Annotated in this window: 15 protein-coding genes and 1 riboswitch; of the genes, 2 read left to right on the forward strand and 13 right to left on the reverse strand. The window is 66.1% G+C overall.

Features of this window, described 5'->3' with window-relative positions; translation table 11 throughout:
- Positions 1 to 6: 6 nt before the first annotated feature.
- From cobU to cbiD, 13 genes are all read right to left on the reverse strand, one after another.
- Positions 7 to 576 (reverse strand): bifunctional adenosylcobinamide kinase/adenosylcobinamide-phosphate guanylyltransferase, encoded by a 570-nt coding sequence (cobU, locus tag Q4T40_10830; GenBank protein MDT8901739.1) that lies wholly within the window; start codon positions 574 to 576, stop codon positions 7 to 9.
- Positions 573 to 1,964, reverse strand: coding sequence for a cobyrinate a,c-diamide synthase (locus Q4T40_10835; protein ID MDT8901740.1), 1,392 nt, complete (start codon positions 1,962 to 1,964; stop codon positions 573 to 575). The genes cobU and Q4T40_10835 overlap by 4 nt, the downstream gene beginning before the upstream one ends.
- 216 nt (positions 1,965 to 2,180) lie before the next feature.
- Positions 2,181 to 2,759: a cob(I)yrinic acid a,c-diamide adenosyltransferase gene (locus Q4T40_10840; protein ID MDT8901741.1), complete on the reverse strand. Its 579-nt coding sequence runs from the start codon at positions 2,757 to 2,759 to the stop codon at positions 2,181 to 2,183.
- Between the two features lie 5 nt (positions 2,760 to 2,764).
- Positions 2,765 to 3,388 carry a precorrin-8X methylmutase gene (locus Q4T40_10845; GenBank protein MDT8901742.1) on the reverse strand — a complete coding sequence of 208 codons (624 nt, stop codon included), beginning with the start codon at positions 3,386 to 3,388 and terminating at the stop codon, positions 2,765 to 2,767.
- Positions 3,389 to 3,766, reverse strand: a complete 378-nt coding sequence (locus Q4T40_10850; GenBank protein ID MDT8901743.1) for a CbiX/SirB N-terminal domain-containing protein — start codon at positions 3,764 to 3,766, stop codon at positions 3,389 to 3,391. It abuts the gene before it with no gap.
- Positions 3,763 to 4,527: a precorrin-6A reductase gene (gene cobK / locus Q4T40_10855; GenBank protein MDT8901744.1), complete on the reverse strand. Its 765-nt coding sequence runs from the start codon at positions 4,525 to 4,527 to the stop codon at positions 3,763 to 3,765. Before cobK ends, Q4T40_10850 begins: the two co-directional genes overlap by 4 nt.
- Complete coding sequence (gene cobJ / locus Q4T40_10860) at positions 4,524 to 5,213, reverse strand: precorrin-3B C(17)-methyltransferase (GenBank protein ID MDT8901745.1); 690 nt, start codon at positions 5,211 to 5,213, stop codon at positions 4,524 to 4,526. Before cobJ ends, cobK begins: the two co-directional genes overlap by 4 nt.
- A 20-nt stretch (positions 5,214 to 5,233) precedes the next feature.
- Positions 5,234 to 6,307 (reverse strand): cobalt-precorrin 5A hydrolase, encoded by a 1,074-nt coding sequence (locus Q4T40_10865; GenBank protein ID MDT8901746.1) that lies wholly within the window; start codon positions 6,305 to 6,307, stop codon positions 5,234 to 5,236.
- Positions 6,304 to 7,059 (reverse strand): precorrin-4 C(11)-methyltransferase, encoded by a 756-nt coding sequence (cobM, locus tag Q4T40_10870; protein MDT8901747.1) that lies wholly within the window; start codon positions 7,057 to 7,059, stop codon positions 6,304 to 6,306. Before cobM ends, Q4T40_10865 begins: the two co-directional genes overlap by 4 nt.
- Positions 7,056 to 7,769: a precorrin-2 C(20)-methyltransferase gene (gene cobI / locus Q4T40_10875; GenBank protein MDT8901748.1), complete on the reverse strand. Its 714-nt coding sequence runs from the start codon at positions 7,767 to 7,769 to the stop codon at positions 7,056 to 7,058. Before cobI ends, cobM begins: the two co-directional genes overlap by 4 nt.
- Positions 7,766 to 8,356: a precorrin-6Y C5,15-methyltransferase (decarboxylating) subunit CbiT gene (gene cbiT, locus Q4T40_10880; GenBank protein MDT8901749.1), complete on the reverse strand. Its 591-nt coding sequence runs from the start codon at positions 8,354 to 8,356 to the stop codon at positions 7,766 to 7,768. Before cbiT ends, cobI begins: the two co-directional genes overlap by 4 nt.
- Positions 8,353 to 8,979 carry a precorrin-6y C5,15-methyltransferase (decarboxylating) subunit CbiE gene (cbiE, locus tag Q4T40_10885; GenBank protein ID MDT8901750.1) on the reverse strand — a complete coding sequence of 209 codons (627 nt, stop codon included), beginning with the start codon at positions 8,977 to 8,979 and terminating at the stop codon, positions 8,353 to 8,355. The genes cbiT and cbiE overlap by 4 nt, the downstream gene beginning before the upstream one ends.
- Positions 8,964 to 10,067, reverse strand: coding sequence for a cobalt-precorrin-5B (C(1))-methyltransferase CbiD (gene cbiD, locus Q4T40_10890; protein ID MDT8901751.1), 1,104 nt, complete (start codon positions 10,065 to 10,067; stop codon positions 8,964 to 8,966). The genes cbiE and cbiD overlap by 16 nt, the downstream gene beginning before the upstream one ends.
- Before the next feature lie 93 nt (positions 10,068 to 10,160).
- Positions 10,161 to 10,327, reverse strand: a riboswitch (cobalamin riboswitch).
- A 257-nt stretch (positions 10,328 to 10,584) separates the two neighbouring features.
- Here cbiD and Q4T40_10895 point away from each other — a divergent pair.
- Both Q4T40_10895 and Q4T40_10900 read left to right on the forward strand, forming a co-directional pair.
- On the forward strand, positions 10,585 to 11,202 hold the full coding sequence (locus Q4T40_10895) for a lactate utilization protein (protein MDT8901752.1): 618 nt from the start codon (positions 10,585 to 10,587) through the stop codon (positions 11,200 to 11,202).
- Positions 11,202 to 13,373, forward strand: coding sequence for an LUD domain-containing protein (locus Q4T40_10900; GenBank protein MDT8901753.1), 2,172 nt, complete (start codon positions 11,202 to 11,204; stop codon positions 13,371 to 13,373). Before Q4T40_10895 ends, Q4T40_10900 begins: the two co-directional genes overlap by 1 nt.
- The last annotated feature ends 195 nt before the right edge of the window (positions 13,374 to 13,568 follow it).

Below are 13,568 nucleotides of genomic sequence, written 5' to 3' on the forward strand. Positions count from 1 at the left end.
AGCCTTCTAGACGGTTGGAATAGTTGTCGCAAGTTTTTTTATATCAACGGCGATACCGCTCACCACTAAGTAAACTTCGTCGGCGACGGCAGCAAGCCGCTGGTTCGCCAGGCCGGCCAGGTCGCGGTATTCGCGGGCCAGGGCGTTGTCGGGGACGATACCGGCGCCGACTTCGTTGGTGACGAAGACGACGGTGGCGGATACGGTGCGGGCGGCGGCTGCCAGTCTGGCGATTTCGCCCGTGATCTGGCTGTGCCGTTCCTCCGCGGTGGCGGCGGCGGCGGGGTCGAGCAGGAGATTGGCAACATAGACGGTGAGGCAGTCGAACAGGACGGCGCCGGCGGCTTCGGCCGCCCGGCCAAGAGCCTGGTGGGCCGCCCGGGGGGCCTCGTAGGTCTGCCAGGAGGCGGGCCGGCGGGCGCGATGGAGGGCGACGCGGGCCGCCATTTCGGCGTCGAGCGTTTCGGCGGTGGCGATGTAGGCCACGGGAACGCCGAGGGCGGCGACGTATTTTTCGGCGAAGGCCGATTTGCCGCTGCGGGCGCCGCCAGTGACAAGGACGATCTTGCCGCTCATCGTTTTTCCCCTTCCGCCGCCCGGAAGGCGCGGCACCGGGCGGCGAACATGGCTGCCGCGGCGCGGTTGCCGGCGAGGTGCATGTGGAGGTATGAAGCCAAAAGGCTGCCGGCGGCGAAGCCGCCGAGGTAGACGTTGCCGGTGCGGATCTTGCGGAACTGGAAAGCCCAGTCGAAATCGTCGGCCGGGCAGGTTAGCTCCATGCGGGAGAAGTGGAATTCGTGGCCGCGGAGGATGTCGCCGGCGCGGCAGAGGACGTTGTCGCCGAGGGCTGTTGCTTCTACATAGCCGACGGTCTGCAGGCGGCTTTCCATGCGGCAGGCGGCGGGAACGAGACCGACCATCGGGAAGGAACGGCCGTCGAAGGCGACGATCTCCTTCGCAAGGTACATGAGGCCGCCGCATTCGGCGTAAGCGGGCATACCCCGGCGTACGGCGCGGCTGATGGCTTCGTGCATGGGCCGGTTGGCGGCCAGGTCGGTGAGGAACATTTCGGGAAAGCCGCCGCCGATGATGAGGCCATCGACGGCCGGCAAAGCCTGGTCGCGCAGGGGGCTGAAGGGTACGAGCTCCGCCCCGTGTTCCTCTAGGACGGCGAGGCTTTCCGGGTAATAGAAGGTGAAGGCTTCGTCCCGGGCGACGCCGATGCGCACCGTTTTGGCGGCGGCGGCGGCCGGCGCGGGCACGCTGAGCGGCGGCGCGGCGGCGGCGGCGCGGAGCAGGGCGTCCACGTCCAGGCCGCGGTCTACGGCCGCGCGCATGAGGTCGACGCGCAGGGCGGCCTCAGACTGCTCGGTCACGGGAATAAGGCCGAGGTGGCGTTCGCCGACGCCGAGGCTGTCGCTGCGCTGCAGGCAACCGAAGACAGGCAGGCCGAGGCGGCCGAGGGCTTCGGCGACGATGGCCCGGTGGGTTTCGGAACCGAGACGGTTGACGATGAAGCCGGCGATGGCGAGATCGGGGTCATAGGTGGCAAAGCCGAGGGCGGTGGCGGCGACGCTTTCGCCGGCCGACCGGGCGTCGAGCACGACGACGACGGGGGCGCCGAGCGCCCTGGCGATGGCGGCGGTGCTGCTGATGCCGCCCCGGCCGCCGTCGAAGAGGCCCATTACGCCTTCGATGACGGCGATGTCGGCCCCGGCGGCGGTTTTGGCGAACAGGGGGACGAGCTCGTCCTCCGGCACCAGCCAGGTGTCGAGGTTGTGGGCGGGCACGCCGCTGGCCAGCTTGTGGTAGCCGGGGTCGATGTAATCTGGGCCGACCTTGTACGACTGCACGCGCAGGCCCCGCTGCCTGAGGACGGCGAGCAGGCCGGCGACGATGGTGGTCTTGCCGACGCCGCTGCTGGTGCCGGCTATGACTATTCTAGGAATCTGCAACTGCTTCATCGGCATATCGCCTTTCTTAAGCGGATTGTGCGGGTCGTTCAGAAACCCCCAGATGCTAGGCAGCCCGAGGACGCGCCGCGACGACGGCCCCGGATGGGCCTAGTGCCGAGCGCGCCATGGATGGCACAAGCGCTCGGTCGCGTACTCGCACGTACGCTAGCAAGCGCCCGGAGGGCTAACAACGCAGATGGGGGTTTATCAACGACCCCCAAGTGTTCAGTACTCAACCCCGCGGCGGGCGTCGATGTGTAAATCTTTCATCGGGTGTTTAACGGCGCGGCAGTAAGTAACCTGGTCGGCGAGCGCGATCAGCTCGTCAGGCATGTGGCGGCCGGTGAGAACCACGGTGGTTTCTGGAGACCGGGAACCGATCAGGGCGATGACCTGGCCGGGGTTGAGAAGGCCGCGGCGCAGGGCGTGGCTGATCTCGTCGAGGACGAGGACGGCGGGCCGTTCGTCTTGCAGCGCGCCGGCCGCGTAGGCGAGGGCCCGGGCGGCGTAAGGGTTGGCCGGGTCCCGGTTGGCGCGGAAGCACTCGCCGCATTTGCGGCAGGTGGCTTCGCCGCTTTTGATGCGGGCGGCGATGGCGCAGCCGTGGCCGAACTGACGGATGGTGAGGGCTGGCAGGTGAACCTGGGCGAACAGTTCGCCGCTGTAGCCGCCGCCCTTCTGGAACTGCACGACGACCGCCCGCCGGCCGCAGGCCGCGGCGGCGACCGCCAGCCCTAAAGCCGCAGTGGTCTTGCCCTTGCCGTCGCCGGTGTAGATGAGAAGCGGGGCTGCTGCGGCGTTCACGGCGCTCACTCCTGCAGGTAGAGGATGGCGTTGACGGCGGCGGCGGCGATGGGGCTGCCGCCCTTGGTGCCGGCAACGGTTATGTAGGGCACAGGGGAGGTGGCGGCGAGCAGGTCTTTGGATTCGGCGGCGCCGACAAAGCCGACGGGCACGCCGATGATCGCCGCCGGGCGGATGTCCGTCTCCTCCATGATTTTGAGCAGTTCGAACAGCGCGGTGGGGGCGTTGCCGATGGCGACGACCGCACCGTGGAGGCGGGACCCGAAGGCGCGCATCGCGGCCATGGCGCGGGTGGTGCCGGCGCTTTTGGCGGCGGCGGCGATCGCCGGGTCGGCGATCAGGCAGTGGGCGCTGCCGCCGAATTCGCCCAGGCGGCGCCGGTTGACGCCGGTGCGCACCATCTCGACGTCGCAGAAGATGTCGCAGCCGCCTTTGAGGGCCCGGCCGGCGGCTTCGGCGGTCAGGGGATGGATGCGGATGTGGTTGGCGTAGTCGACGTCGCCGGCGGCGTGGATGATGCGGGAGTAAATTTTGGCCGCGGCGGGGGTCAGGTCGAAGCCGGCGAGATGGGGAGCGATGATGGCCATGCTCCGCTCTTCGATCAGGCCGGGGTCGGTGATGAAGTCCACTTACTCAGCCTCCCGGATGCGGTCCAGCAGGATGTCGGCGATGCGGGGGTCGGGGCCGATGTGGGCGGCCATGGTTACGGAAACGCCGGGGAAACGGTTCTTGAGGTCGGCGATTTCCTCGGGGATGTCATGCTGGATGTGCATGCCGTTGGCGAAAAACATCGGCACGATGACGATGCTGGCCGCGCCGCGGGCGACGAGGCCGGCGACGGCGTCCTCGATGGTGGCGAGTCCGGATTTGCGGTTCATGATGGCTGTTTCCACCAGATCGCTGCCGAGGCGCTCTTTGATGATGTCGCTGATCTGGAATACGACCTGGTTGGCTTCGCCGACGCTGGCGCGGCTGCCGTGGCCGAGGACTACGATTCCCTGTTTCATTGCATGACCTCCTTGACAAATTCGCTTACGGCGTCGAAATCTGCGGCGACGCGGCTGTACTCGACCGCCGGCCGGTCGATGACCACCAGGGACAGGCCGAGTTCGACGACGGCGCTGATTTTATTGTCGGTGCCGCCGACGATGCCGCTGTTTTTGGTGACGACGACTTCGGCGCCATAGTCGCGGTATAGGGCGAGGTTGAGCTGATGGGAGAACGGCCCCTGCAGGGCGATGATGTCGGCGGGGGCGAAGCCCAGGCGCCTACAGACGGTGAGGACTTCGGGCTCGGGCAGGACGCGGGCGATCAGGCGGCGGCCGGCCAGCAGCGGTTCGTTTTTGAACACTGCCAGGGTACGGCTGCCGGTGGCCAGGAAGATCACCTTCCCCAGGCCGGCGGCCAGGCGGGCGGCGTCGGCGGCGTCGGCAGCCAGGTGGAGCTTGTCGTACTGCGGCAGGAGCGCCGGCGGGCGCTCGTAGCGCAGGTAGGGCAGTTCGAGGGCTTGGCAGGCGGCCTGGGCGTTATGGGATGCGTTGGCGGCGTAAGGGTGGCTGGCGTCGATGACCGCCCGGGCGCCTTCCGTTTTGAACAGGGCCACCAGGCCGGCGGTGTCGCGGCAGCCGGTATGGACTGTCAGTCCCTGGGTGGCGGCCAGTCGGCGGCCGTAGTCGGAGACGACGGCGACGCTGACCGGCCAGCCCTGCCGGGCGAGGACGGCCGCGAGCTCCCGCCCGTCCCTGGTGCCGGCGAGGACGACGATCACAGCGAATACCCCCGCGGGGTTATCATCCGCCCGGCGGCGGTATAGGTGCGGCTGTTGCCGATGATGACGAGGGAGAACATGTCGATGTGCTCGCGGGTGAAGTTCTCGAGGTCGGACAGGACGACGCTTTCGTCCTTCCGGCTGGCGTGGTGGACGATGCCCACCGGCGTGGTCGCCGGGCGGTGACGGAGGACGATTTCCCGCACTTGCTCGATGTGGCTTATCCGGCGGGTGCTTTTGGGGTTGTAGAGGGCAATGACGAAGTCGCCGGCGGCGGCCATCTCGACCCGCTTGACGATTGTTTCCCAGGGGGTGAGGAGGTCGCTGAGGCTGATGACGGCGAAGTCGTGCATGACGGGTGCGCCGAGCAGCGCCGCGGCGGCGCCGATGGCGCTGATGCCGGGGACGATATCGACCACGGGCTGGAGCGCCGGCGGATACTTGAAGACAAGTTCGAGCACCAGGCCGGCCATGCCGTAGATGCCAGGGTCGCCGCTGGATACGACGGCGACCCGCCTGCCGGCCATGGCTTCCTCGACGGCCGCCTGGCAGCGGTCGATCTCCTGGGTCATGCCGGTGCCGATGATTTTTTTGCCGGGGAGAAAATCGGCGATGAGGCCGAGATAGGTGTCATAGCCGACGATTACTTCGGCGGCGGCGAGGGCGTCGGCCGCGCGCTTGCTCATGTCGGCGAGGCTGCCGGGGCCTAGACCGACGACGGCGATTTGACCTCGGCGATGGCAACCGATATTTTGTCGTAGATCGTTTTGCACAGCAGGAGCCTGTCCGTTCCCGCCGCTAATAGAGCCGCCGCTTCGCATACGTTCCCCACTCCAATCTGTTCTTCTACAAAAGGCGATGTTTCGAGGCCGTTTTTTTCGATGCATTGCTGTAACTGCTCGTTGCTGTATGTCCGAAAGGGCACTGCCATCTGTTCCACCATGGCCAGCAGGCCGATTTCGTCGTCCTTGACGGCGGTGGTGGCGACCGAGCCCACGCTTTTGACGCTGCGGCCGATCTTTTTGCAGGCGTCGGTGATGGCGGTGAACAGGGCGGCGCTGGTCACGCCCCGCCGACAGCCGACGCCGACGGCCATGGTGGCCGGCCGCAGGAAGATATGGGGCTTGACCATGTACATCTCCTTGTCGGAGATGACCACGGCGGCGTCGTAGCGGTCGGTGTGGACGAGGTCTTCGCTGGTGACGAGCATGATGCACTGTTCGGCCGCCAGTTTGACGTAGTGCTCGTGGTTGGGCAGGGTGCAGTCGATGAAGAAGACGACCCGTTTGCCGGCGACGAGGGCGGCGTTGATGTGCTTGAGCTGGTCGAAGGGCTCGATCTCCAGGCCGATACGGGCGGCGAGCACGTCGGGGGCGGGTTTGTGCTGGATGTCGGTGGCGGTGGTGATGACCGGGACGGCGCCCGCCGCGTCGGCGAAGACGCGGGTCAGTTCGTTGGCGCCGCCGATGTGGCCGGCGAGGAGGCTGATGGCGTGCCGGCCGGCTTCGTCCATGACGACGACGGCCGGGTCGTAGCGCTTATCGCGGATATGGGGGGCGATGACGCGGACGACGATGCCGGCGGCCATGACGAAGAGCAGCCCGTTGTATTTGTTGTATATCGCGGCGACGAGCTCGCTCAGGCTTTCGTAGGTGACCGCTTTCGTCCCCCCCTCCCTGCCGGCCTTGGCGTAGAGGTCGATCTTGCAGGTTAGTTTGGCGGCGATGCCGGCCGCCAGGCGGGCCCCGTTGTCGGTCACGGAAATTACTGCGGTTTTCATTTTGCCTCCCTGAACATATGCCCGAAATCGGGAGAGTAGAGCTTCGACAACGCGTAGTCGCCGTCCAGGCAGCGGCCGACCACGATCATGGCGGTGCGGTCGACGCCCGCCTCTTCCACCGTGCGGGCGATGGTGGCGAGGGTGCCGCGATAGATTTTCTCGTCAGGCCAGGAAGCTTTCTGGACTACGGCGATGGGGGTGTCGGCTGGATAACCGCCGGCGGTGAGTTCGTCGACGACGCTGTCCAGCATGTGGACGCTGAGGAAGATGCACATCGTCGCCCGGTGAGCGGCGAGCGCGGCGAGTTTTTCGCGCTCCGGCACCGGGGTGCGGCCTTCGAGGCGGGTAACGATGACGGTCTGGGATACTTCCGGCAGGGTGTATTCGCAGCGGAGGGCGGCGGCGGCGGCCAGGAAGGAGCTGACGCCGGGGACGACCTCGTAGGGAATGCCGCGTTTGTCGAGGGCGTCCATTTGCTCTTTTATGGCCCCGTAGATGCTGGGGTCGCCGGTGTGCAGCCTGACCACCTCCCTGCCTTCGCCGGTCGCCCGGACGATGGCGTCGATGACCTCGTCCAAGGTCATGGATGCGCTGTTCATGATGACGGCGTCCTGCTTGGCTAAGCAGAGGAGGGCCGGGTTGACGAGCGAGCCGGCGTAGATGATGGTATCGGCGGCGGCAAGGAGACGCTGGCCTTTGACGGTGATGAGCTCGGGGTCGCCGGGGCCGGCGCCTACGAAGCGGACTGTCATCCGAGTCCCCCCTTTTTTATCAGGATGAGCGACAGGTAGTCGCGTTTCTTGCCGACGAGGCTGTCGAGGTCGCGGGTGACGAACTGGTCGGGGTAGCCCAGCCGGCTGACGAAGACGGCTTTGTCCTTGAGGCCGAGGTCGCCGAGGACGGCGACGATTTGCTCGTATTTGCCGGCGACCTTCATGAGGACGGCGTTGTCGAAGGCGGCTAAGAGCGGCCGCAGGGCCTCCGGGTCGTCGACGGCGGGCAGGATGGCGAGTTTTTCCGTGCCTTCGGAAAGGGGGAGGTCGAGGTGGGCGGCGGCGGCGGCGAACGAGGTGACGCCGGGGACGCTCTCGACTTCGACTTCGGGGATAAGGTCGCGGACGTGCTTGAGGAGGTAGGTGTAGGTGCTGAACAGCATGGCGTCGCCGATGGTGATGAAGGCGACGTTTTTGCCGGCGGCGAGGCTGGCGGCAATTTTTTCGGCGCCGCGACGCCATTCGGCTTCGAGCTGATCCTTGTCGCGGGTCATGGGGGTGGAGACTTCGATCATTTCCGCGGCGGGGCCGATGTGGGCGCCGGCCACCTTGAGGGCGACGCTTTCGTTGTCGGCGGCCGAGCGGGGGATGCAGACGACGTCGGCGGTTTTGAGCAGGGCGGCGGCGCGGAGGGTGAGCAGGTCGGGGTCGCCGGGCCCGACGCCGATGCCGTAGAATTTACCGGTCATTGTGGTCCTCCCTTGGTGCAGGCTATGATGTACACCGGGTTGTTGGCCTGGAAGAGGTGCTTGCCGCCGGCCCTGTGGAGGCGGGTGACCTGGACGCAGGCGGCCTCGGTTCGATAGCCTGGCCGTGCTTCGAGGTCGGCGAGCGCCTGGTGAAGCGTTTCGACGGTTACGGCGGTGACGATGAGGCGGCCGCCGGGGACGAGCAACCGGTCGGCGGCGGCGAGGATGGCGGCGAGGTGACCGCCGCTGCCGCCGACGAAGATGGCGTCGGCGGAGGGGAGGCCGGCGAGGGCTTCGGGGGCCGCGCCGGCGACGATTTCGATGTTGGCGGCGCCGAATTTTGCGGCGTTGGCGCGGATTAGGGCCGCGCCCTCGGCTTCTTTCTCGACGGCGAAAACGCGGCCGCGGTTGGCTAACAGGGCTGCCTCGACGCTTATCGAGCCCGTGCCGGCGCCGATGTCGATGACGGTGGCGGCGGGGCCGATCCTGGCTTTTACGAGGGCGAGGATGCGGACGTCCTGTTTGGTCATCGGAATGTCGCCGCGGATGAATTCCTGGTCGGGTATGCCGGGAACGGCCGGGGTCATGCCATCACCACCATCACGCAGTGTTCGCAACCGGCGCCGGCCGCCGCGGCGGCGAGGTCGGTCGCCAGGATCTGTTCGCCGGGGTAGGAAAGGTCGGCGCACAGCCATACGGCGGTGGCCGGCGGCCAGCCGCAGGCGAGGAGTTCGCCGGCGATGGCGTGCGGGGCGTTGGCGGCGTCGGTGAGGAGGGCGAGTTTTTTGCCAGGCGCGTAGTCGAGGGCGCCGTCGGCGGCCGCGCGGCCGTGGAGGCTGACGAGGACGGCGTCCTGCCAGGGACAGGCCAGGCGGGCGAAGGCTAGCTGGACGGAGCTGACGCCGGGGATGACTTCGAGGCGTCCGGGCCCGAATTCGCGGCGGAGGGCGGCGAGCAGGCTGTGGAAGCCCGGGTCGCCGGAGACGAGGACCGCGACGTCGCCTTCCGCCAGGCGGCGGCCGATGTATGCAAGGACAGCGGCGATGTCGCCGCCGATGGGGTAGGTTTCGCTGCCCGCAGGGGCGAAGGCGGCCAGGGCCCGGCGGCCGCCGACCAGCACCTTGGCCCGGGCGATGGCGCGGGCGGCTATGGGGGGCAGGTAGTCGGGCGAGCCGGGTCCGATGCCGATAACGGTTATTTTATGATCCATCCGAGAGTGCCTCCGATTTTGTCGGCCTGGTCGTCGCGGCCGAGGATATCGCCCTTGAGGGTGACGATGGCGGTGCCGACGGTCAGCCGGCCGTGGACGAAGCGCGCGGCGCGGCTGCTGGCCTGCGCGGCCAGGCGGCGCCAGACGCCGCCTACGGGGTAGCGGCCGATAACCTCGACCGCGGCTTCGGTGGTGACGCAGGCGAGGATTTCCTCGACCGCCTCGCGGGGGGCGCCTTCGGCGGCGGCGTACGCGGCGAGCGTTTCGAGCCGGGCGTCGGCCATGCGGCTGTGGGTGTGGAAGATGCCGGCGGCGACTTTGACGATTTTGCCGAGATGGCCAAAGAGCAGTATCTGCCGCAACCCCTGGTCGGCAGCGCTTTCAAGCATGTGGCCGACGAAGTTCGAGGTCTGGACGACCCGGTCGGCGGGCAGGCGGCATTTGTTTATGGCGATGTCCTGGCCGATCTTGCCGGGGACGAAGACGGCGGTGTCGTGGCCGAGGGCTTTGACGACGCTGAGCTGAGGGGTGAGGGAGGTTTTCCACGCTTCCTCGGACATGGGCTCGACGATGCCGGTGGTGCCGATGACGGACAGTCCGCCTTCGATGCCGAGGGCGGGATTGAGGGTGCGGGCGGCAAGCTCGCGGCCGCCGGGGATGGCGATGGTGGCGACGGCGCCCCGGCCGGCGGGGAGCACGTCGCGGAGGGCGGTTTCGATCATTAGGCGGGGTCCGGGGTTGACCGCCGGCTGGCCGACAGGCATGGCCAGGCCGGGTTTGGTGACGGTGCCGACGCCTTCGCCGGCGAGGATGACTATCGCCTCGTCGGCGGTGATAACGACGTCTACGGCGACGGTGACGCCATCGGTGACGTCGGGGTCGTCGCCGGCGTCCTTGACGACGGCGGCGCTGCCGCCGCCATCGATGGCGCGGCTGGCGGCCACGCCGACGGGGATGAGGTTGCCCTGCGGCGTGGCGACCTCGACCGTCAGGGCCGGGCGGCCGAGAGCGGCAAGGACGGCCGCCTTGGCGGCGGCGGCGGCGCAGGTGCCGGTGGTTATGCCCCGGCGGAGGGTCTTGCTGGACACGAAAATACCCCCTGAAAACAGGGGGTATAAATAATAACAATACTTATAATTGTTATACCTATCTACCCACCTGCCTATCTTCCGTAGGTCGTAACGGCGCGTGTTAGAACAGGCAGGTCTCCTGGCTCTGGCTCATCGCTCACCACGCCTTCCCGGTTTCCCAGTGGCATTGTGTGGTTGCTCCCCATTACAGTGGCGGGACCGCGCCGGACTGGACCGGCTTCCCTATTAAGCAGTGCACCTGTTCCCTGACGTATTAAATTACTGGCGTGTGGAGATATTATGTGCTTATATTCGGCCAGTATTACGATATTCCTGCTAATTATGGAAAAAAGACAAATAATTGGCCGCCGCCCGAAAATGTTGTAGGGTTTTTTCCTACACGACTGTAAGAAAAAATTCGTGCCGGCCTGTAAGAAAATTTAGTATTTTCCCGAACTTGCTGGAGGATTTCTATTGTCGCTACCCGAATATATGGAGTTACTGGTCAGTCCACCATACCATGCAGGGGAGTGATATGATGAAAAAGGTGTGTGAGAACTGGGAACAGGCTCTCCCGGCCGGCACTTTCGGCCCGCACCTGTTCGGGGAGTTCGAAACCCGCGCCAAGAACGTTTCCGCGGAGGTCTTCCGGGTCGCGACCGCCGCAGAAGCGCAGGCCGTGCTCGTCGAACTCGCCAAGAGCCTCGGGGCCAAAAAGGCGGTGGCCGTCGACTGCCCGCTCGCCCAAAGCGCCGGCGCGTACGAGGCGCTGAGGGCCGCCGGCCTGGAGGTCTACACCGCGACGGACGACATTGCCGCCCACGCCGATACCGCCGATCTCGGCGTGTCGGGGGTGGAGTTCGGCGTCGCCGAGACGGGCAGCGTCCTCCAGGATGCCTTGGCGGTCGAAAACCGGCTGGTGTCCACTCTTCCGCCCGTTCACGCGGTATTCCTGAAGAGCGGCAACATCGTGCCGGCGATGGCGGACGCGATCGGCGCGGTAGCCAAGGTGTTCGACCGCGGCTACCTGTCCTTCATCACCGGCCCCAGCCGCACGGCCGATATCGAACGGGTTCTCACCATCGGTGTTCACGGCCCCAGCAGGTTCATAATAATCGCTGTGGATGAGACCGCCGGGGGAGGTGCCGCGTAATGGCTGTCAACGAACGCAATATCAAGAAGGAGATCAGCCAGAAGCTGAAGGACGACGTGCTGCGCGGCGCGCTGGGCCGCTTTGGCGAGGCATATCCCGTGTCGCGGGCCAAGGCGTACGAAAATGTGGAGGATATCGAGGCGCTGCGCGACGAGTTGAAGGCGATGAAGGTCGCCGCGGTGGCCGATATCGAGGCGATTGCCGACCGGTTCGAGGCCGAGGCCGCCAGGCGGGGCGCCAAGGTGTTCCGCGCCGCGGACGGCCCGGCGCTGAAGAAGTATCTGCTCGACCTGTGCAAGGATAAGGGCGTAAAAAGGGTCGTCAAGTCGAAGTCGATGGCGTCGGAGGAAATCCACCTCAACCACACCCTCGAAGAGGCCGGCATCCACGTGAAGGAGACCGATCTCGGCGAGTGGATCATCGCCCTGGCAGGCCATACGCCGTCGCACATGGTCATGCCGGCCATCCACCTCAACCGCCAGCAGTGCGCGGAGTATTTCTCCAAGGAGCTTAACGAGGAAATCCCCCCTGATATCCCCTTTATGGTGCAGACGGCCCGCAAGACGCTGCGCGAGGAGTTTCTGCAGGCCGATATGGGCATCTCGGGCGCCAACTTCGGTATCGCCGAAAACGGCGCCATCGGCCTGGTGACCAACGAGGGCAACGCCCGTCTGGTCACGACCCTGCCCCGCGTCCACGTGGTCATCATCGGCTACGAGAAGCTTATCCCGACGGTTGAGGACGCCATCCCCATCCTCCGCTCCCTGCCCCGCAGCGCGACGGCCCAGCTGGCGACCAGCTACGTGAGTATGATCAGCGGCCCGACGCCGACGCTCGTCAAGCAGGGCGGCAAATGGGTGGAGCAGGATAAGGAGCTGCATATCATCCTGTTCGATAACGGCCGGCTTAAAGCGGCCAAGGACGAAAAGTTCAAGGAGATCTTCCAGTGCGTCCGCTGCGCTTCGTGCCTGAACGTCTGCCCGGTCTACCAGCTGGTGGGCGGCCACGTCTACGGCCATATTTACGCCGGCGGCATCGGCGCGATCCTGACGGCGTTCTTCAACAGCATGGGCGATTTCGAGAAGATCAACGAGCTGTGCATCGGCTGCCGCAAGTGCACGACCGTCTGCCCCGGCCGGATCAACATTCCCGGTCTGATCGAGGAGCTGAGGGTCAGGGGGGTCAAGGATCACGGCCTGCCGTTCTCGCTGAAGCTGCTGTTCGAGAATGTGATCGCCAACCGCCGCCTGTTCCACAGCCTGCTGCGGACGGCGGCCATCGGCCAGAAGCCGGTGCAGTCCGGCCGCTTCATCCGCCACCTGCCGCTCTTCCTGGCCGGGATGACGGAGGGGCGCAGCCTGCCGGCGGTCGCCGACACGCCGCTCAGGGACCGGGTGCGCAAGATCACCAAGAAGCTGGCCTCCCCGGCAAAGAAGGTGGCGTTCTTCAGCGGCTGCAATATGGATTTCGTTTATCCCGAGACAGGCGAATCGGTGTACAAGGTGCTGCAGGACCTGAATATCGCCGTGGTGTTCCCCGAGGAGCAGAGCTGCTGCGGCAAGCCGGTGGTCGGCTTCGGCGACGTGGAGACGACTAAGCGGATTGCCAAGCGCAATATCGAGGCGTTCGAGAAGGCGGGCGTGGACTATGTAATCGCCGCCTGCCCGAGCTGCACCGAGACGCTGCACGTGACCTATCCGGAAATCCTCGCCGACGACCCCGAGTGGGCGGAGAGGGCCAAGGCGTTCGCCGCCAAGGTCAGGGAGTTCTCGCAGTTCGTGTGCGGCGAGTACGAGCAGGCCGGCCGCCTGACGAAAAAGCCGGGGGCCACGAAGGTTACCTTTCACGATTCCTGCCACATGAAACGGGTGCTGAACATCCACGAGGAGCCGCGCAAGCTGCTGGCAAGCACCGGGGCGTGCGAGGTCGTGGAGATGAAGGACTGCGATAAGTGCTGCGGCATGGCGGGCGCGTTCGGTATCAAGTATTCGGAACTGTCGGCCCCCATCCTCAAGCAGAAGATCGAGAACATCAAGGACAGCGGCGCCCAGGTGGTGGCTGTCGGCTGCCCGGCCTGCATGATGCAGATCGGCGGCGGCCTCGACAAGCAGGCGCCTGATATCAAGGTGAGGCATGTGGCCGATATTCTGGCCGACCAGATCAAGGATTAAGGAAACGGAAAAGCGGCTCCCCGATTTCGGGAGCCGCTTTTCACTTGTCTTCATATGTTCGGGATGACGATCGGGCCGTTGCCGTCACCTGCCCGGCCTGCGTATCGAAGGACCGCCTAGTGACGAGACCGCGACCGACAAAAGAACGCCTTGTAGAAAACGAGACGTACTTTGCCGAAGCGGCTGCGGGTCCAA

The sequence above is a fragment of the Selenomonadales bacterium 4137-cl genome (assembly GCA_032334055.1).
Classification (GTDB): domain Bacteria; phylum Bacillota; class Negativicutes; order Sporomusales; family UBA7701; genus Anaeroselena; species Anaeroselena agilis.

Coding starts and splice junctions, on each gene's coding strand:
- cobU (MDT8901739.1), bottom strand. CDS start 576: ATGAGCGGCAAGATCGTCCTTGTCACTGGCGGCGCCCGCAGCGGCAAA.
- Q4T40_10835 (MDT8901740.1), bottom strand. CDS start 1,964: ATGAAGCAGTTGCAGATTCCTAGAATAGTCATAGCCGGCACCAGCAGC.
- Q4T40_10850 (MDT8901743.1), bottom strand. CDS start 3,766: ATGAAACAGGGAATCGTAGTCCTCGGCCACGGCAGCCGCGCCAGCGTC.
- cobJ (MDT8901745.1), bottom strand. CDS start 5,213: ATGAGCAAGCGCGCGGCCGACGCCCTCGCCGCCGCCGAAGTAATCGTC.
- Q4T40_10865 (MDT8901746.1), bottom strand. CDS start 6,307: ATGAAAACCGCAGTAATTTCCGTGACCGACAACGGGGCCCGCCTGGCG.
- cobM (MDT8901747.1), bottom strand. CDS start 7,059: ATGACAGTCCGCTTCGTAGGCGCCGGCCCCGGCGACCCCGAGCTCATC.
- cobI (MDT8901748.1), bottom strand. CDS start 7,769: ATGACCGGTAAATTCTACGGCATCGGCGTCGGGCCCGGCGACCCCGAC.
- cbiT (MDT8901749.1), bottom strand. CDS start 8,356: ATGACCCCGGCCGTTCCCGGCATACCCGACCAGGAATTCATCCGCGGC.
- cbiE (MDT8901750.1), bottom strand. CDS start 8,979: ATGGATCATAAAATAACCGTTATCGGCATCGGACCCGGCTCGCCCGAC.
- Q4T40_10895 (MDT8901752.1), top strand. CDS start 10,585: ATGATGAAAAAGGTGTGTGAGAACTGGGAACAGGCTCTCCCGGCCGGC.
- Q4T40_10900 (MDT8901753.1), top strand. CDS start 11,202: ATGGCTGTCAACGAACGCAATATCAAGAAGGAGATCAGCCAGAAGCTG.